The organism is Endozoicomonas sp. GU-1, from assembly GCF_027366395.1.
In the GTDB taxonomy this organism is placed as follows: domain Bacteria; phylum Pseudomonadota; class Gammaproteobacteria; order Pseudomonadales; family Endozoicomonadaceae; genus Endozoicomonas.
On record NZ_CP114771.1, the window covers coordinates 1,451,980 to 1,469,456 of the forward strand.

Sequence of the window (17,477 nt, forward strand, 5' to 3'; positions counted from 1 at the left end):
CCTTTCTCTGGTGAGGGAACTTATTTCATCAAAAAGAGTCTATCTTTCTAGTAGACAATGCTTGAGAGGACTCCTGATTGTGTTCAATCTGATGAAAATTATCGAGGGAATGACACCCACCAGCTGGATGATTGCAGCTATCTGCCTGCTGTCATGGATTGCTATCATCCACTACTCCGGCAAGGTGACTGAGAAACGCTGGGGTGACAGGGAATCCGGAGCCCTGGTTGGTTTTTTTCTACCCGGTTTTGTTTTTATGGCCATGCTTTATCTTATGTAAACCCAAATCCCCCTCTGCCTCATTGTTATTAGGCGCTCATAAAGCGATCAGTGTTGATGGGCTTTGCCACTCAAGCTGTAGTGAGTACCGGCAGGATACAGACCTGTCGGCATCAATACCCAATCCAGCCTTCATCCAGAAGCTGTTGAAAAAAAGACACAATCACATGATTCTTCGCGATTGAATGACGTTTATTTTTTCCGGGTTACAATAAAATCAACAATATCCCGGAGCGCTTTAGACTGTTTCAGTAATGCAGAATGGTCTTGTCGAATTTCCCTGGCCATTTCACTCATACGGGCTTTTGCCTTATCAATACCAAGGATATCAACACTGGTTTTCAGACCATTTTTTGCGTCTAACTGGGTATCTTTTCCGAGCTGATCAGGGGTGCTGGAATAATCAAGAATATCATCAACCACCTGGTATAAGATTCCCAGCCTGCGAGAGAAATCTTGCAACCCCTGAATGGTTGATTCGTCAGCTTGAGCCAGCATTGCCACAGGGACAATGCTGAGATCAATGGCGGCACCGGTTTTCAACGCGGCAATTTCATCCAGCCGCTGAAGGTATTCAGCATCGCTCACTGTCTGGTTTGGATTATTGGATAATTCAAGATCATGTGCCTGCCCCAGATTTAACCGTCTCGACTTGCTTGCACTGTAATACACAACTTTGTTGACAATATCAGCGTCAAACCCTTGTAAAAGCAACCCATTGGTGCAGGCTTCTATCGCAGACATAATCAGCTCAATGACAGCCAGTTGGGCATTCCACTCCGGGTATTTTTTATGGGCGGTGGGTTTTCCCCGTCGGGTATTGGCGTCATCCTGGGCTGGCAGGTCATCAAGAATCAAGGATGCTGTGTGCAACCGTTCAATCGCTGCCGCCAGTGGCATAGCCCTGGCGGGTTCGATCTTATAGATACTCGCCATAACCATTACAAGGATTGGTCGTAAACGTTTGCCGCCTGCGTTCAAACTGTAATTGGCAGTATCCACAAGCGGATTGTTGTCCAGATTGGATAACAGCACTTCCTCGTTGACCGGGTCTATAACATCCATTTGAAAAGTGGCCAGATCCCGATTACGAGGATGCCATTTCTCACACTCTCTCTGCACGTTGGCAAAAAATGTATAGTGAGAGCGGGAGGCACCACTGGCCATACTTTTCTCGGCAATACGGCAGAGGTACTCAAAATAATCCTGATTCCAGTTCTCCTCCAAATGGTAAAGATCGTAAAGCACATTTAAGGTCTCTGCACGATCAGCTACCGTACGATAGACAGCCTCACCGATAGCTTCCATCTTATAAGGATTATCCTTAGAGCGCTCGGCCAGATGGCTGATCACCAATAAAAAGATCTCCAGCGGATTAATCTCACACCGCCTAGCCAGGGTGAATAAAGTGCCAACGCCTTCATCCTGATCTTTTCTGCAATCAAAGAAGTCATCACTCATTTGCCCGAACAACCCTGACGCCATAAATGCTTGCAGATCTTCGTCACGATAAGGTTGACCTCCCATTAAATAACCGGATAAATAGGTAGTCCCCCCTTTAATGGCCATACTGATCAAAATATCCCTGAGTGTAACATTGGTCATCTGCCCCAGTTTTTCATCTCGAATCTGGCCTTCCAAAAGCACTAGCAGGGCTATCTGGACGGGCCTTCGCTCCTCTGGCGGCATAGCATTAATGTGTTTATATAACTCCAGTGCAATTTTTCCAAAAGCCATTTTACGCAAAGGTATGGCGTCTCTATCTATTGATTTGCCTGACAATAAGTTTCGTATGAAATCAAATACCTCATTTTTTTTCTCCTGGGTATACATCTCACCAGAATTATTTTTAATATCCAAAAGGCCATCAACTAAGGCATAAGCCATACCCAGCAGCAGGCCTTTCTGAGCTGCCTTGAAAAAACGCTCAACGATGACTTCACTGCTGGTATCCCGGGGTATATTCCACAAACTATTGATGGCCACACCAAATGTTGTGCGCACAATCTGATCGGCCGCTCCTTGCCTCATAATGTCTTCAGGAATAGAGCATAGTATTTTTTTCAGGTTAAACCGCAACCATGATTTTTGATCAATTGATAGTGCGAGTAATTTTTCATCCTCACCAGTTTGTAGAATTTTCAGGCTTTCAAAATCATGAGATGCCAGGCCCATTACCATTAAGTACACGCGTTGAATGAATAAATCCGTCGTTTGATCAGTTGGATCAGGATTTTTCCCACCAAGAAACTCAAAGATGAATTGATCAACTACATTTTGACAGACTTGTTTTTGATAAACCTTGAAATCACGAAAATATTTAATGTCAAAGTTACCCTTCTGGAGCTGTTTAATTGCTTTCGTGGTTACCTTATCATCCGGCATTTTAACGGCATCAATCACTGACTTTACCAGTGCAAAATTTATTTTTTCATCAGGGTGATCAGCTATGATTTTATCCACCACCTCTGCGGCTACCTTTTCATAGCTTGTATAAAATTTCTCTGAATTCAGTAGTTCACCATTCTCATACAGACCACTTGGCGGGTCTGCTTTAAATTTATTTTCAACATATTCTTCATACCGGGTTTCAAGTAGTGCTGAATCATCGGTATCATTGAATAGCTCTTTAGCTCTTGCCAATATCTCAGGATTAACATCATCTCTGACCATAAAATCCAGTATTGGCCCTAAAAGAAGACCGTGAAACAATCCATCCCTAGTATCAAAATTTTCCATACCTTTAGGTATGGAGTTAAAAATTTCTTCAATCTGATCTTTCAACCCAGGGCTAGATACCCCAAGCTTTTGGGATATTTTTTCAGACTTTGATAACAAATGAGACTTAATATCCCTGTAGCGTAAACACTTAAATATAGGAGGATATTCCCACTCATTTATTTTATTGGAAATATAATTACAGACTTTGTTCTTTTCTTTATTAGTTAAAGTGGGTGACTGATAAGATGCTTCAGGAATTACACTTTTGCCAACACAAGAGATCATAAGTAAATGTTATCCGTTTTAATCAGTAATTGTAATAATATTCTTCCACCAGAATGACATAACCATTTGATTTATAATTAAGATTTATTCAAATATGGTTAACCTGATTTCAATTCGTTGAGAATCAAAATGTTATCAATGGATGGTAGGGAGCGGATTTTATCAAAGCCATTTACCGCAACAAATAACAATACGGTTAGACATACTAACGTTCCGATTTTCAACATGACTCCAGTCCAGCATTTTTCCGGAAAATTATCTGCACAGGTCGCCGAGCAACACTCTTGAATGAAACCTAACACTTGATCACTCACAAAAAACAACAACTAAGGATTGCATTTTACTCTATATATGCGAATATTCGCATATCCACATGTTTGAGCAATTTTGATGCTACCCCCTGAGTTCTTCAAAATGATGGCGGATGAAATTCGCCTCCGCTGCCTGCTGCTAATAGCCCGGCAAGGTGAGTTGTGTGTCTATGAACTGGTATCTGCCCTGAATGAGCCACAGCCCAAGATATCCCGACATCTGGCACAAATGCGAAATCACGGTTTGTTAAAAACCCGCCGTAAAGATCAATGGATTTTCTATTCCGTAGCAGAAGGTCTGCCCGGCTGGATGAACAAAATCGTTGACGGCCTGCGCCACTCAAACTGTCTGAAAAGTGAGTACCAGCAGGATACCGACCGGCTGGAATCCATGCCTGACCGCCCTGTTAAGGAGTAAGAAAATGACGATCAAAGTTGGTATCAATGGCTTCGGCCGTATTGGCAGACTTGCCCTGAGAGCCGCATGGCACTGGCCGGACATTGAGTTCGTCAAAATCAATGACGTGGCCGGGAACAGTGCGACACTGGCCCACCTGCTGGAATTTGACTCTGTACAAGGTACCTGGCAGGAAACCATTTCATCGGACGACCGGCATATTGTCATCAATGGTCAGAGTATTGAGTGCTTTCAGGAAAAAGAGATCACTGCCGTAAACTGGTCGGATTGTGATGTGGTGATCGATGCCACAGGTGTTCACAAGGCAACAGCCAAACTTAACCAATATCTTGAGCAGGGCGTTAAACGAGTGGTCGTCACCGCCCCCGTCAAGGAAGAAGGTGTTCTGAATGTGGTTATGGGGGTAAATGATAATCTCTATGATGCCAGCCAGCACCGCATTGTCACCGCCGCCTCATGCACCACCAACTGCATAGCGCCTGTTGTTAAAGTTATTCACGAAAACCTTGGCATTACCCGTGGCGCTATCACCACCGTTCATGACCTGACCAATACCCAGACGATTCTGGATGCCCCCCATAAGGACCTGAGAAGAGCCCGCGCCTGTGGCATGTCCCTGATCCCGACAACAACCGGTTCTGCCACTGCCATCACTCAGATTTTTCCTGATCTGAAGGGGCTGTTGAATGGCCATGCTATCCGGGTGCCGCTGGCGAATGCATCGATCACTGATATGGTGTTTGACGTATCCCGGGATACTTCAGCGGAGGAAGTTAATCAGCTGTTGAAATCCGCCGCCGGGGATTCACTGAACGGCATCCTCGGTTATGAAGAGAGGCCCCTGGTTTCCATCGATTACCGTGGCGACCAGCGCTCTTCAATTATTGATGCACTGTCCACCATGGTGGTTGACCAGCGCATGGTAAAAATTTATGCCTGGTACGATAATGAAATGGGCTACGCTTGTCGTACGGCCGAACTGGCGCTCAAGGTTGGCAGAGAGAACGCCTGATGACTGAGACTACCCACGTTGAAAACACCAGGCAGTTCCGGCAACAGCAGATAAGAAATTATGCGCTTATCACCTTCAACTACTGGAACTTCACCCTGACCGATGGTGCCCTGCGCATGCTTGTGGTTCTCCACTTCTATGCACTGGGTTATTCCGGTTTGGAAATTGCCATGCTGTTTCTCTTTTATGAGTTCTTCGGGGTAGTCACTAACCTGCTTGGCGGCTGGCTGGGTGCCCGAATCGGTCTGAACAGAACCATGAATATCGGCCTGTTTATGCAGATCATCGCTTTGCTGATGCTGTCAGTCCCTGCCCAGTTCCTGTCTATACCTCTGGTGATGTTTGCCCAGGCGATTTCAGGCATCGCCAAGGACCTGAACAAGATGAGCGCGAAGACCTCCATAAAAACCCTGGTCAGTAGCCAGCAGGCAGGAAAACTCTATCGCTGGATAGCCATTTTGACGGGGTCCAAAAATGCCCTGAAAGGTGCAGGTTTCTTTCTGGGCGGGGCCCTGCTCAGTCTGATTGGCTTTCAGAGTGCCATGCTGACCATGTCGTCTGTATTGACCCTGGTACTGGCAGGCAGCCTGATATGGCTGCAAAAAGACCTGGGCAAAGCCCGCAGCAAGCCCAAATTCACCCAGATATTCTCCAAGAGCAAGGCCATCAATACGCTCTCTGCGACCCGCCTTTTTCTCTTTGCCTCCCGGGACGTATGGTTTGTCATCGCCCTTCCTGTCTCCCTGAGTGCCGTTTTTGGCTGGAGCCACGTGGAAACGGGGAGTTTCATGGCTATATGGGTGATTGGTTATGGCCTGGTTCAGGGGATTGCGCCCCAAATTACCGGGACTGAGAGTCAGCCTGTCCAGAGTCGCACCGCCCTGGCATTATGGTCAGCAACGCTATTACTGGTGTCGGTCCTGCTGGCACTGGCGATCACATGCCAGTGGTATCCCCAGTTGAGTCTGATTATCGGCCTACTGATTTTTGGTGGGGTTTTCGCCATCAACTCTTCGCTGCACTCTTACCTGATTGTCTCTTTTGCCCGGGAAGAAGGCGCATCCATGGATGTTGGCTTTTATTACATGGCCAACGCCATGGGGCGTTTAACCGGGACCGTGCTTTCGGGATTGGCTTTTCAATGGGGAGGACTGGCAGCCTGCCTGTGGATCTCTTCACTCTTTATCATGCTCACTGCAATCATTTCACTGACGATGCCGGATCATAATCCGTAACACCGATGTTTGCCCAACAGCAGGGAAACCCAAACCACCAGCGTCTTCATCATTCATGAGGCGCTGGCTTTTGAAGAATTTGATATTGACCAGATTGTATTAGAGAGGAACTTTTATAAGAACGAGTGGTCTCACGCTGTAAACCTTTAATTCTATAATTCAATGACTAATCCCTTTTTAACCTCACACTCACTGTATACGGAATTTCAAAAATCGTATGAGTCTGTTATGTCAGGCAGTGGATTGGTTTTTAAAGCCTGTCCACAGCAAAATAGTTTGGTGTTCGGGCTGCGCGTTGGTCAAACTGAACCCAGTAATTATTTCAACAACTTGATTCCATGTAGTGCAAGTCTACATAATCCATTCAGTGATTCCCGCTTTAAAAAAGTGCCAGTCAGGGTTATTTACTCTCAAAGCTCCTCAGCTATTAATATTCATCACAATCCTTGTGAAGTTGCTGATCCATTACCCAATAATCAACATCTTGTTGATCCTCGCTTCGTGCGAGCAATGCCAGTTTCCATAATCACCCCTCGAACAAATAGTGAACAGCTTCAACAAAATATACCTCCCGCAAGAAATGAGTTGCATTTTAACGCTTTTGCTTCCAGCTCTGGTGAATCTCTGACCCTCTCTCATGATAAGCCTGACCGGAAGGCTAACGCGCAGCCCGGGAAAGAGATCCCCTGTACCGGGGCCAGGAAAAGGAAGACAAACGAACAGGCTGAGAAACGGAAGGCTTACTATAAGACCTGGTCACACTCCGAGAGAGGAAAGGCTTTGAAGCGAACCTGGGAAAATTCTGAGAAGGGGAAGATTTGCCGCAGAGCTTACCGGAAGGCTTACGCACATTCCGAGAAAGGAAAGGCTTACCAGAAGGCTTACTCACAGACCCCGAAGCGGAAGGCTTACCAGAAGGCTTACTCACAGTCCGAGAGAGGGAGAGCTTCCAGACGAGCTTACAGGCATTCCGAAAAAGGGAGAGCTACCCAACGAGCCTGGGAACAATCTCTGAAAAGGAAGGCTTACAAGAAGGCTTATTCACAGTCCGAAAGAGCGAAAGCTTCCAAACGAGCTTACACACAATCCGAAAAGGGGAAAGCTACTTATCGAGCCCGGAAACAGTCCCTGAAAATGAAGGCTTTACAGAGTGCTTCCCATGAAGCTTTCAAGCATACCAGTGATCAAGAACAAGAGAAGACCACTGGTAAGCATGCTACCGTTTTATCTGCACAAACATCTGAAGCGACCGATTACAAATGATTCCTCTGATAGCCCTGATTACAGGCAGCGCCAAATCTTTACTGACCGGTGAGTTGAGCCCCATCGACTCGATAAATCAGCTTGACATGTCACCGTCTGACATTGCCGCCGCAAAACAACAGTTGCCCATTTACCCGATACCCTCACCAGCAGCACTTTATTTCTCAACGTCTTGTACTACCCACGACAGCTCCTCAATTAACAGCAAAGAACTTAACGACTATCAAATAGTCGAGCTTGACGAAAATACTACTCCAGGCTGTTTATCCTGTAGCGAAATAGATACTCAAGACACTGGAAGTATTAGCTCAACAGCCACCGATATGTCAGCCGGAGTGACGCCCGGCACCAGCATCAGCATTGAACAGAACTCAGGGCTTCACGACAATTACTCAATGATCAAGAACAGTCCGCCGTCCGATCCCTGGCCACAAGGAATATTGAGTAAGGATGACCATATAAACTATGGTGATTTAAGGGACTGGCTAAATGACTTAAATGGTATCTACGATGAAGAGCCCGTGTTTCGCTCTATTTTTAATCTTCCCTTCCCCTCAGATCAATCTCAACTATTCCCGGATCAAATAAGCACTCACCCAACCTATGGCTGGGTTTTTGATAACTTTCTGACGGACTGGATTAATGACAGGGCAATGCAGGTAATCACACCTGATCCGGGTGAACTGATGGATGACAGCCCTGTCAACGATAATAATCAATCACAACAAACTGAGGCTTCAAAGACATTTGACCAGATATACATTCCCTTTATTGAGAAGTTTGACCGCCAGGATGAAGAGCAGGCAAAAGAGTTCTTCCAGAAAATATATGAACTGCTGGCTCCTCTCAGAGGGCTTCTGGTTATTGCTATCGCGGGAGTTGATAGAGGTAATGGCAATATTACCAAAGGACAGAGACTTTCAAGGTTATTAAACCAGTCGGGAATTCCTGCTTCCAATATCAGAGTATTCGAATCACACGGGCACAGTTATGTATTGGCCAAAAGAGGCGAGCACAGGGATCATTTTGAATCCAGCCCCGAACCCTATTGGAAAAGCACCTGCTAACCACCGGTGTGAACTTCGGCAAATTTTTATACAAACGTACTAATATCGAAAGACAAAAAAGTGGAGAACTCGAAGGGTCAATTCTTCCGCTTTTTCTTTTGCAAACTCTAAAACGACAAAACCCTTACGACAGGTATCGTAAGGGTTAAGGTTTATGGCGGACCGGACGGGACTCGAACCCGCGACCTCCGGCGTGACAGGCCGGCATTCTAACCAACTGAACTACCGGTCCGCTATCTAGTTTCTGGTTTCAAGAAACCAGTTTCTAGCTGGTGGGTGATGACGGGATCGAACCGCCGACCCTCTGCTTGTAAGGCAGATGCTCTCCCAGCTGAGCTAATCACCCTGCGCTTGTGGCCGGTATGATATCGAATCGAGAGAGTGTGTCAATCCCTTTTTGCGGTATTTATCTGAACAATCCTCGAACCACAATTTCAAACAACAAGGGCGTCGGATAACAAGCATCAAACTCAGGGTAAACCTTATACTGCTTTGTTCAGCCACCCAGATGGATATAACTCTTTACCCGCCCTTCTTCTTTCAGCTGATCAATACGCACCTGCTGGATGGCAACACCATGCTTTGTTTGCAGCAGCACAAGCCATTTAAGCAGTTTCTGGTAGGCTGCATCTTCAACCCAAACCGAGAGGCCCTTGCGGTCTGGCTGCACTCTTCCCAGGGTGATACCTGCCTGTTGGGCAACATTGGCAGCTATGGAGGAGAGTTCCTGACGGGGTGAAGCTCTTTGTTGATTTTTCTGCAGGTCACGGGCTTTGGGTAAATTATTGTGTAACCAGGTGTTCATTTCCTGCTGATAGTGATAGTTGCTTTTCTGAGCCTTCGACCATTGGCTTACGGGCTCCCAAATCAGCAGATAGATGAGTGCTGCAAACACCAGAGTAACAAGCAGTTGGAGTATTTTACGATCTCCGGAAGGCCGCATTTCATACCAGGATTTACAGTGCTGCCAGTACGGGTTAGCCATGAGCAGGCGATTCAGTTTTTGCATGGTTCCCCCCCCAATCATCTCCTGATCGTAACTCTGGCAATCACACCGGACTTACCCTGGTTAGCGTTATCCAGCTTACCTTGTAAGCCGGAAGTGTTGAGTTTTTCCAGAAGCTGGTTCACCGTGTCCAACTCACCGGTTGCAAATTCATAGACCAGTTGACCGGTAGCCTCGTTGAAATCCAGATGCCTGGGTTCAAGTTTTACCTTGTCGCCCATGGTGCCAGAAACACGGGAAAGAACCTGAAGCATGGATAGAAAAGGGGTTTCGGTGGTTTGAGTATCCCGAGTACGCAAGCGGTGCTCCATTATTTGCTTTACATTAAAAGACATCTGTTGTCGTGCCTGTGCCTGCTGGGCTTGTCGGTCACTGGGGAATACCGAGAGGTAGTTTTTTATGGAATCCCTCCAGAGGGATTCCGACTTATTCTGATAAATCACACCTTCTGTAACTGACAGTCCAAGCTCAAGAATCAGCCAGCAGCCAGCCGCAGCCAACAGGGGCCACCAGCGCCGGATAAATCGCCCGGTTCTTCTCGGGCACTGATAGGCCCCCTGTCGGAAATCAAGCAGCTGATTGTTGCGCCTTGCAGTAAAATAGTGCCCGGCAAAATACTCAAAGACTGAGCCCTTAAGCGGTACCTTATCGACGAGCCAGCCACGCTCAGCAAGCAAACCGGATGTTTCATCCATTCTGGTTGCGGTAACCGCCAGCGTATTGTCAGAGAACATCAATCTGACTTTTGAGGGCAGCTCATCCACTGTTGCAGCAACCGTATTATCGAGAGAGCTGGCCAGAGTATCAGGGAGTTGATGATCGGGATGATCTGGAAATATGAAAGGGAGCGCTTCGTAATTCAGGGTAACGCCTTCACGACCGGGTGAGGCCATCATCACCGCATCATTGTCCATTATCAGGCAGGTATATCCCGGCTCAGCCTTCAGAAACTGCATGTCGGCCAGGATGCTGGTCAGTGGTAACTGATGTTCCTCAAAGAGGGCCAGCAAGGCCTGTAGAGCTGAGTGGGGAATACCGGCAACAGAAACCTGCAAGTCCCTGTCAGGAAAACCATGAACAATATGCATGGTTTCAATATCCTGGGCCAGATGCTCCTCCACCAGATAAGGGAGTGCGGTTGCCAGGTGCTTTTTCTGGCCAGCATTAATCGTCAGGTGTTTATACAAACAAAGCGATCCTCCCAGGAGCAGAATCACCTCATCTGGCAGACGGTCCACGTCCTCTCGATCTTCAGGCTCATCAGCACACCATGCTGCTCTGAGCTGATCAATCGCTGTCAGATGAAGTTCTCCGGTCATAGAGCCTGTCGATGTAAACTTCCCCCACTGGACAATGGTACTGGCATCAACAGAGCTGACTGGAGCAGGCATTCGAACCAATAGCATTTTTTTCATTAATTAGCCCCTGAGTTCCCTGTTAAATCGGCCTTGTGAGCAGGAACCCAATATTGACTCGGCCCAATTTCTCTGCCGATTACCTGCACATGCCCCTCACTGCTTCGGTAAAAAATCGTTTTTAAGTAAAAGGTGGTCTCTCTATAGGTTGCCTTAATCCGGGCACTGAAATACTGACTGTCAAATACCACCCGTTCATTTTGATTTCTCTCATTAAAAATTCCGGCCTTTCCAGATAGAGCGACAAGCTGATTCAATTCTTCAACATTGGATAACCCGGCTTCACCCCGGCGGTTAATGATCATTAAGGCATCCCCCTCGGAGATATTCTTGTTTAACGAGCGGATAACCTCTGGCAGGGCAGTGTTCATATTCATTTTTGATGATCTGGGTATAACCGTAATATATGGCAACAGTTTTTCAACTTCCTCGTTATTAAAACCATCAATTAATATCAATTCCGAGACCGATGTCATTTCAGTCTGTCCGGTTCGTCTTGGGGGAACAAGGGATAGATAGACCTGATCTTCCGTTCCCCTTGAGACACTTTTCTGCTCTTTGTTCATCCAGCGAGCTATGTTGTAAGCCAGTTGCGGGTCCATGGATTGCGCTGTCAGCAGATTCTCAAACATTTGCACAGCCGGTGAACCACCTCTTTCAGCCCGCGATTCACCTGAGGGCTTACTGTCATCAGCAAGCCAGTTCAAATTAAACCGGCTCTGCTCATCCTGAACCTGTAATTCGATAACGCCCTGTTCTACGTCATAGTTGATGGTTTCAACATTCCACAGCTCATTTTCATGATCCACCATTCGGTTATTTTTTTTATCCTGTTGAAAATCTTGTTCCAGCAGCCATGCGACGTACTGTTCAACGCCCAGTGCATAGTGTTTTGCCTGGGTTCTTTCCAGATATCGGGCGTTCTTTTCAGTGTGCAGCCAGAGATTCATAACAATCTCAGAAGCAACCGTTGTGATCAGCAAAAAAATCAACAGCACATAAATAAGAGCAATCCCTGATTGGTGGCATGATGGAAATTTACCGGGCGAAGCCCTGACTGGCAGACGGTTTTCAGCAGGCTCAATAACCATCGACACTATCTCCGGAGCGGCCTCTGGGCTGTGGCCGTATGTTACCCGGCGCGTTATTCCTGTTCTCCTGAGATGGGTCTCCCTCTTTATTTCCCTGATCAGGTTTGTAGGTGATCAGCGGAACCACGGTGACCATGGATCCCATCACCTCATGAACAATGGTCAGCTCCACGGCCGTTGGCACTTGATCTGCGCGTCCCACATTGGCAGCTGACTGAAGGTTCTGTTTTGGAGGCCAGCTGTTTATCCATTCCTTGTGATCATTGCGGAATCGTACTTTCATGCTGTTCACACCAGACAGCACAACCTGACGAATACGAGTAGATTCCGGTGCCCTGTCCAAAGCAGGCCAGTAATAACGGATTAACTGATGACCCTCCACTGCATAAGCCACACGCTGAAGTGTACTTCGTGCTGCCTTAAGGGGGTTTTGCCATCCTGAACGGGTAAACTCCATTAACGTCCTGCCCGGACCCGGTGCTTTCAAGGCAGGCTGCTGCAGGCCTTGTTCATCCCTGACCGGTCTTCGGGTTATTTGGAACACGTCTTTTTCCAGAATGATGTCGGCCCGTTGTAATTTATCCATGTCATCCAGCACCAACTGCGTTGCTTCCTGCGCACGGGTGACTGACATAAACAACTTATAGGCTGCCGTACTGATCATACTGAACAGTACGATAGCGACCATTAACTCGAGAAGAGTAAACCCACCCGCTACCTGAACAATGCTCAAGTGTCTTCCCATAACCAGGCAAAAACGGTTGTTGAGCATTATTGCCGGGGCCTCCTCAGCCAGGTAGATAACCTTGCCAGGGGAACAGCACCTTTTTCTGGTTCAGACTCACCGATAAATACTTCGACCTGCACCTGTCTGAAATCGGGTGACCCGGTGGATGCGGATGTTTCCCGAACATACCACTGAAAACCGGCATAGCTTTCAATTTGAGGCCTCACTGCCGAACCACTCCAGCGCCCCTCGGCATAAAGTGTATTGAGATAGTGGTCGGCAATCTGCGAAGCCAGTATTTTTTCCTTCTGGTATCGGGTCTGGCGAATGCTGTTGCCATCAGAAAGAATCAGCATAGAAGCGGCCAGGGCAAATACGGCCAGAGCCACCATAACTTCCAGCAAGGTAAAACCCTGACATCGATTCTGGTTTCTGTTGGCTAGAAATCGCCGGTTTAGCCTGTAACTCATAGCAACGCCCGTTACTCCCTGACCCATTCAATATCTGACAATCCGTCTGTGCGCAGATAGAGTGACTGTTTGCTGTTGGCAACCGGAACAATGCCGAGCCTGAAGGGGGTTACCTGGTAGTCTGAATAGAAAACAACGGATGGATACTGTTCATCCACATCAAAAGGCATGAAATTCTCACTGGACTCAAGGCTCAGGCTTAATGTGTCTGGCAGTAACCTGGGCTGAAAAGGCGATTGCGCCAACTCAGCCCATTCCTGAGTATCTGCCAGTAATACCCACCAGCGGTAATACCCCTCGTTATCAATTGAGAAGCCATAGTGACTATTTTCCAGCAGCGCTTTGTCACGAACCTGGGTAAATAATGCCTGCAATCGTGTCGCTTCTTTCTGCACCACCTTGTGAATGCTGCCGGTTATCGGGCTTAGCAGGGTAATACCCAGAAGAACCCCAATGATGACCACCACCACCAGCATTTCGATCAGGGTAAATCCTTGCTGTTGAGGTGATGCCATTTCCTTGTCCTGTTTGCCAATAAAACCTTGGAGCCTGTCGGACTTAAGCGTCCGTAGCGAGGATTGCGAGAAATTGAGGGTAAAAATTTCTGCTTCTGAGGAGAATAGCGGGGCTATTTGACGAAGAAGCAGGAATTTTTAGACCAATTTATCGCAACCGCAGTAGGACAGTCTTAAGTCCGACAGGCTCCTAGTTATCCCAGTTCACAATATCAGCATCGAGACCTTCGCCACCCTCACGGCCATTCGCTCCGAAAGAATAAAGGTCATACTTGCCGTGATTACCGGGTTGTAAATACATGTAGGGATTCCCCCACGGATCCAATGGTACTTTTTTCAGGTACCCTTCGGGATTCCAGTTTCTGGGCTCTGGAGGAGAAGATGGTTTCTGAGTCAGTGCCTCAAGCCCCTGGTCCAGGGTGGGATAAAAACCATTATCAAGCCTGAAAAGCTCCAGCGCCTGAGAAATCGCTTCAATATCCGCTCGGGCAACGGTGACCTTTGCCTGATCAGGCCGGGAAAGAATTTTGGGAACCACCATAGCTGCCAGAATTCCCAAAATGACCACCACCACCATAATTTCAATCAGTGTAAAGCCCTGTGCAGCGTGCACTGAATTAGCCACCTCAGGCCCTCTTCTTCTAAGCCGGTTTTTTATCATGTTGGTTGACCTCGATTTTCTGTGAATAGGCCGTTATGCATTTTTCATCCGGGACGGTTTAGCTCTGCTTCAGCCTCCTAGGCTGTCACCTCAATTCAACAGCTGGTTCATATTGAGTATCGGCAACAGGATAGCCAGGACAATCATCATGACCACTCCCCCCATCAGGACCAGCATCAAAGGCTCAAACAGTCCAAGCATGACGGTTATGCGCCCTTCCAACTCCATCTGCTGATTCTGTGCGGTTCGTTCCAGCATCTGATCCAGCTCTCCGGTTGCCTCACCACTGGCGATCATGTGGAGCATCAGGGGTGGAAAGTAGCCGGTTTCTGCCAGTGCCCGGTTAAGACTGGTTCCTTCACTGACTCGCCGGGCAACATCCTGAACGGCATGTTTGATGGCATCGTTATTAACCACCTGGGCAGCAATCATCAGGGCCTCGACCAGCGAAACCCCGCTGCGGGTTAACATGCTCAATGTGCTGGCAAAACGGGCAGCATTGGCCGTTCGGATAAATCGCCCAACCAACGGCAACGTTAACTGAACCCGGTGCCAGGAAAGTCGTATGGAGGCCTTTTTCAGTAAATGCCGGACAACCACAATAGCCGCAACAATTACACCAAAAATCACCGGCCACCATGCCTGAAACCCCTCACTGGCATTAATCAATAGCTCTGTGATTAATGGCAGCTCCTGACCGGAATCCAGAAAGACCTTGATAACATCCGGCACCACAAACCCCAGCAGGAAACTGACAATCCCAATGGACGCCAGCATCAGTATGATCGGATAGACCAGCGCCTGCTGTATTTTCTGACCAGAACGCATTCTGGCCTCAGTGTAGTCGGCCAGACGATTGAGAACACGGTCGAGATAACCGGCATGCTCCCCTGCCGCAACCGTTGCCCGATACATCTGGGGGAAGACTTCCGGGAAGGCTTCCAGGCTTTTGGCCAGGGTATAGCCTTCAAGCACCCGTGAACGAACAGCCAGCAACATATTTTTTATTCGTCGTTTTTCCTGCTGGGCTGCCACACCATTGAGCGCCTCCTCAATAGGCATTGCCGCCTGGATCAGCGTAGCCAGCTGCCGGGTTACTGTAGCCAGCTCAACGGCTGAAATGCCCCGGCGCAGAAAGAAGCTTCTTCCCTCTTCTCCCTGCTGTTTGCGATCGGCAAGTGTATTAACTGACAGCGGTGTCCACTGTTTATCCCGCAGCATCTGGCGAACCTGACGCCCACTGTCCGCTTCCAGGGTACCTTTATGCTGTTTACCCTGATGGTCCAGGGCTATATATTCAAACGCGGCCATAATCCAGAGCCTTTTCTTCAGCAGCCATAATCAGTCTTTCTGGGTAACCCGAAGTACCTCTTCAAGTGTTGTAACCCCTTCCAGCACTTTTCTGCTGCCATCTTCACGGATACCGGGACTGGACTCACGAACACAGTCCGTAATCTCCTGCTCCCCTTTGAGCCCATGGATCATTCGCCGGACCTGCTCATTAATAACAAAAACTTCATAAATGCCGGTACGCCCACGATAGCCACTGAAATTACAGGCCTTACACCCTTGCGCGTGATACAGCGTTACCTTATCAGACGCATCAATGCCTAACTGCTGGCATTCGGCATCATCAGGGCTGTATGGCAATTTACAGTCACTGCAGAGCACCCTGACCAGGCGTTGGGCAATCACCCCAAGTAGACTGGACGACATCAGAAAAGGTTCAATGCCCATATCCTGAAGGCGGGTCAGGGCCCCGACCGCGGTATTGGTATGAAGCGTGGAAAGTACCAGATGCCCGGTCAAACTGGCCTGTACCGCTATTTCAGCGGTTTCCCGGTCGCGGATCTCTCCGACCATCACCACATCGGGATCCTGTCGCAGAATAGCTCTCAATCCCCGGGCAAAGGTCATATCGACTTTTGTGTTTACCTGGGTCTGGCCAATCCCTTCCAGGTGATACTCAATGGGGTCTTCAACGGTGAGAATATTTCGGGTCTGGTCATTCAGAAGGGTAAGGCTGGCATATAGAGATGTTGTCTTGCCGGATCCTGTTGGCCCTGTCACCAGAATAATGCCATAAGGTTTTTTCAGCAGTCCTTCGATCAGTGCACGGTTCCGCTCGGTCATACCGAGGTGCCTGAGTTCAAGACGGCCTGCTGCTTTGTCCAGAAGCCGGAGAACGACCCGCTCGCCATTACTGGAAGGCAGCGTGGACACCCGGACATCCACCTCCTTGCCGGCCACCCTCAGTGAAATCCGGCCATCCTGGGGCACCCGTTTCTCGGCAATATCCAGCCGGGCCATCACCTTGATGCGGGAAACCAGCAAAGAGGCAATGGTTCTTTTAAGTGACAGTACCTCCCTTAACACACCATCCACCCGCAGCCGAACCACGAGTGCCGACTCAAAGGTTTCAATATGCACATCGGAAGCACCTTCCTTGATCGCCTCAGTGAGCAGCGCATTAATCAGACGGATAACCGGGGCATCGTCACTTTGCTCAAGCAGGTCTTCCGTGATCGGAACAGCATCCGCCAGACTCGTCAGGTCCGGGTGATCACTGATGCCAGCGGCGTCCTGTAATGCTTCTGAACTGTCATTGTGATAGCAGTGAGCCAGCACCTCTGACAGTTTTTCGGCATCGACCTGCTCATAGGCAGGAAAAACACCGGAAAAGCGACTGATTTCAGCAATCAGCTCAGCCGGTGGTGTGTTATGAAAATAGAGTGTGGCTATCCCATTATCATTCTTAATGAGCACAACGCCATGCCTTTTGGCAAAACTAAAAGGTAGTCTTGGCAAAACGCTGGCTTCGCTTTCAGCATCATCTTCGGTGTCATAGTCAGCGGTCAGAGGTGTAGCCAATATCATGAACTCCTTAAATCAAAAAGGAAGCACCCGGGAGGCGGTTAGGCCTTTCCTTTTTGAAAAAACTTATTTCTTTAAAAAACAAAACTCTTATGCTTTTATTTAGAGTAAAGAATAGCCTATTCGT

At 48.0% G+C, this 17,477-nt stretch carries 15 protein-coding genes and 2 tRNA genes; 5 read left to right on the plus strand and 12 right to left on the minus strand.

From position 1 onward, the window contains the following. Positions 1-91 precede the first annotated feature (91 nt). A complete protein-coding gene (locus tag O3276_RS05945; protein WP_269674812.1) occupies positions 92-280 on the plus strand; it encodes a hypothetical protein in 189 nt (62 codons plus the stop codon). Positions 281-471: 191 nt separating this feature from the next. On the opposite strand, the gene O3276_RS05950 is transcribed toward O3276_RS05945, so the two are convergent. Further along, on the minus strand, positions 472-3,285 hold the full coding sequence (locus tag O3276_RS05950) for a polyprenyl synthetase family protein (RefSeq protein ID WP_269674813.1): 2,814 nt from the start codon (positions 3,283-3,285) through the stop codon (positions 472-474). Positions 3,286-3,675: 390 nt separating this feature from the next. On the opposite strand from O3276_RS05950, the gene O3276_RS05955 reads away from it, so the two are divergent. The 4 genes from O3276_RS05955 to O3276_RS05970 all read left to right on the plus strand — a co-directional run bounded on the left by O3276_RS05955 (position 3,676) and on the right by O3276_RS05970 (position 8,591). Next, a complete protein-coding gene (locus O3276_RS05955) occupies positions 3,676-4,014 on the plus strand; it encodes a metalloregulator ArsR/SmtB family transcription factor (protein WP_269674814.1) in 339 nt (112 codons plus the stop codon). Between the two features lie 4 nt (positions 4,015-4,018). After that, complete coding sequence (locus O3276_RS05960) at positions 4,019-5,026, plus strand: ArsJ-associated glyceraldehyde-3-phosphate dehydrogenase (RefSeq protein ID WP_269674815.1); 1,008 nt, start codon at positions 4,019-4,021, stop codon at positions 5,024-5,026. Further along, positions 5,026-6,261: an organoarsenical effux MFS transporter ArsJ gene (gene arsJ / locus O3276_RS05965; protein WP_269674816.1), complete on the plus strand. Its 1,236-nt coding sequence runs from the start codon at positions 5,026-5,028 to the stop codon at positions 6,259-6,261. The genes O3276_RS05960 and arsJ overlap by 1 nt, the downstream gene beginning before the upstream one ends. A gap of 1,259 nt (positions 6,262-7,520) precedes the next feature. After that, on the plus strand, positions 7,521-8,591 hold the full coding sequence (locus O3276_RS05970) for a hypothetical protein (protein WP_269674817.1): 1,071 nt from the start codon (positions 7,521-7,523) through the stop codon (positions 8,589-8,591). Between the two features lie 155 nt (positions 8,592-8,746). Here the strand turns inward: O3276_RS05970 and O3276_RS05975 are convergent. The 11 genes from O3276_RS05975 to gspE all read right to left on the minus strand — a co-directional run bounded on the left by O3276_RS05975 (position 8,747) and on the right by gspE (position 17,353). Further along, a tRNA-Asp gene (locus O3276_RS05975) sits at positions 8,747-8,823 on the minus strand. Positions 8,824-8,861: 38 nt separating this feature from the next. Then, positions 8,862-8,937, minus strand: a tRNA-Val gene (locus O3276_RS05980). A 150-nt stretch (positions 8,938-9,087) separates the two neighbouring features. Then, positions 9,088-9,600, minus strand: a complete 513-nt coding sequence (locus tag O3276_RS05985) for a type II secretion system protein M (protein WP_269674818.1) — start codon at positions 9,598-9,600, stop codon at positions 9,088-9,090. Positions 9,601-9,614: 14 nt separating this feature from the next. Then, the gene (gspL, locus tag O3276_RS05990; RefSeq protein WP_269674819.1) at positions 9,615-11,012 is read right to left on the minus strand and encodes a type II secretion system protein GspL; all 1,398 of its coding nucleotides are present in this window, start codon (positions 11,010-11,012) and stop codon (positions 9,615-9,617) included. After that, positions 11,012-12,103 (minus strand): type II secretion system minor pseudopilin GspK, encoded by a 1,092-nt coding sequence (gspK, locus tag O3276_RS05995; RefSeq protein WP_269674820.1) that lies wholly within the window; start codon positions 12,101-12,103, stop codon positions 11,012-11,014. Before gspK ends, gspL begins: the two co-directional genes overlap by 1 nt. Next, a complete protein-coding gene (gene gspJ, locus O3276_RS06000) occupies positions 12,093-12,836 on the minus strand; it encodes a type II secretion system minor pseudopilin GspJ (RefSeq protein ID WP_269674821.1) in 744 nt (247 codons plus the stop codon). Before gspJ ends, gspK begins: the two co-directional genes overlap by 11 nt. 38 nt (positions 12,837-12,874) lie before the next feature. After that, positions 12,875-13,300, minus strand: coding sequence for a type II secretion system minor pseudopilin GspI (gspI, locus tag O3276_RS06005; protein WP_269674822.1), 426 nt, complete (start codon positions 13,298-13,300; stop codon positions 12,875-12,877). An 11-nt stretch (positions 13,301-13,311) separates the two neighbouring features. Further along, positions 13,312-13,815 (minus strand): type II secretion system minor pseudopilin GspH, encoded by a 504-nt coding sequence (gene gspH, locus O3276_RS06010; protein ID WP_269674823.1) that lies wholly within the window; start codon positions 13,813-13,815, stop codon positions 13,312-13,314. A gap of 190 nt (positions 13,816-14,005) precedes the next feature. Then, positions 14,006-14,440 carry a type II secretion system major pseudopilin GspG gene (gspG, locus tag O3276_RS06015; protein ID WP_442876564.1) on the minus strand — a complete coding sequence of 145 codons (435 nt, stop codon included), beginning with the start codon at positions 14,438-14,440 and terminating at the stop codon, positions 14,006-14,008. Positions 14,441-14,566: 126 nt separating this feature from the next. Next, the gene (gspF, locus tag O3276_RS06020; protein ID WP_269674825.1) at positions 14,567-15,787 is read right to left on the minus strand and encodes a type II secretion system inner membrane protein GspF; all 1,221 of its coding nucleotides are present in this window, start codon (positions 15,785-15,787) and stop codon (positions 14,567-14,569) included. A gap of 30 nt (positions 15,788-15,817) precedes the next feature. Next, positions 15,818-17,353, minus strand: a complete 1,536-nt coding sequence (gene gspE / locus O3276_RS06025; protein ID WP_269676334.1) for a type II secretion system ATPase GspE — start codon at positions 17,351-17,353, stop codon at positions 15,818-15,820. Positions 17,354-17,477: the final 124 nt, after the last annotated feature.

Excerpts from the sequence above, each read along its gene's own strand:
- O3276_RS05960 (WP_269674815.1), top strand. The coding sequence starts at position 4,019 with ATGACGATCAAAGTTGGTATCAATGGCTTCGGCCGTATTGGCAGACTT.
- gspF (WP_269674825.1), bottom strand. The coding sequence starts at position 15,787 with ATGGCCGCGTTTGAATATATAGCCCTGGACCATCAGGGTAAACAGCAT.
- O3276_RS05970 (WP_269674817.1), top strand. The coding sequence starts at position 7,521 with ATGATTCCTCTGATAGCCCTGATTACAGGCAGCGCCAAATCTTTACTG.
- arsJ (WP_269674816.1), top strand. The coding sequence starts at position 5,026 with ATGACTGAGACTACCCACGTTGAAAACACCAGGCAGTTCCGGCAACAG.
- gspE (WP_269676334.1), bottom strand. The coding sequence starts at position 17,353 with ATGATATTGGCTACACCTCTGACCGCTGACTATGACACCGAAGATGAT.
- O3276_RS05955 (WP_269674814.1), top strand. The coding sequence starts at position 3,676 with ATGCTACCCCCTGAGTTCTTCAAAATGATGGCGGATGAAATTCGCCTC.
- O3276_RS05985 (WP_269674818.1), bottom strand. The coding sequence starts at position 9,600 with ATGCAAAAACTGAATCGCCTGCTCATGGCTAACCCGTACTGGCAGCAC.
- gspK (WP_269674820.1), bottom strand. The coding sequence starts at position 12,103 with ATGGTTATTGAGCCTGCTGAAAACCGTCTGCCAGTCAGGGCTTCGCCC.
- gspH (WP_269674823.1), bottom strand. The coding sequence starts at position 13,815 with ATGGCATCACCTCAACAGCAAGGATTTACCCTGATCGAAATGCTGGTG.
- gspI (WP_269674822.1), bottom strand. The coding sequence starts at position 13,300 with ATGAGTTACAGGCTAAACCGGCGATTTCTAGCCAACAGAAACCAGAAT.
- gspL (WP_269674819.1), bottom strand. The coding sequence starts at position 11,012 with ATGAAAAAAATGCTATTGGTTCGAATGCCTGCTCCAGTCAGCTCTGTT.
- O3276_RS05950 (WP_269674813.1), bottom strand. The coding sequence starts at position 3,285 with ATGATCTCTTGTGTTGGCAAAAGTGTAATTCCTGAAGCATCTTATCAG.
- O3276_RS05945 (WP_269674812.1), top strand. The coding sequence starts at position 92 with ATGAAAATTATCGAGGGAATGACACCCACCAGCTGGATGATTGCAGCT.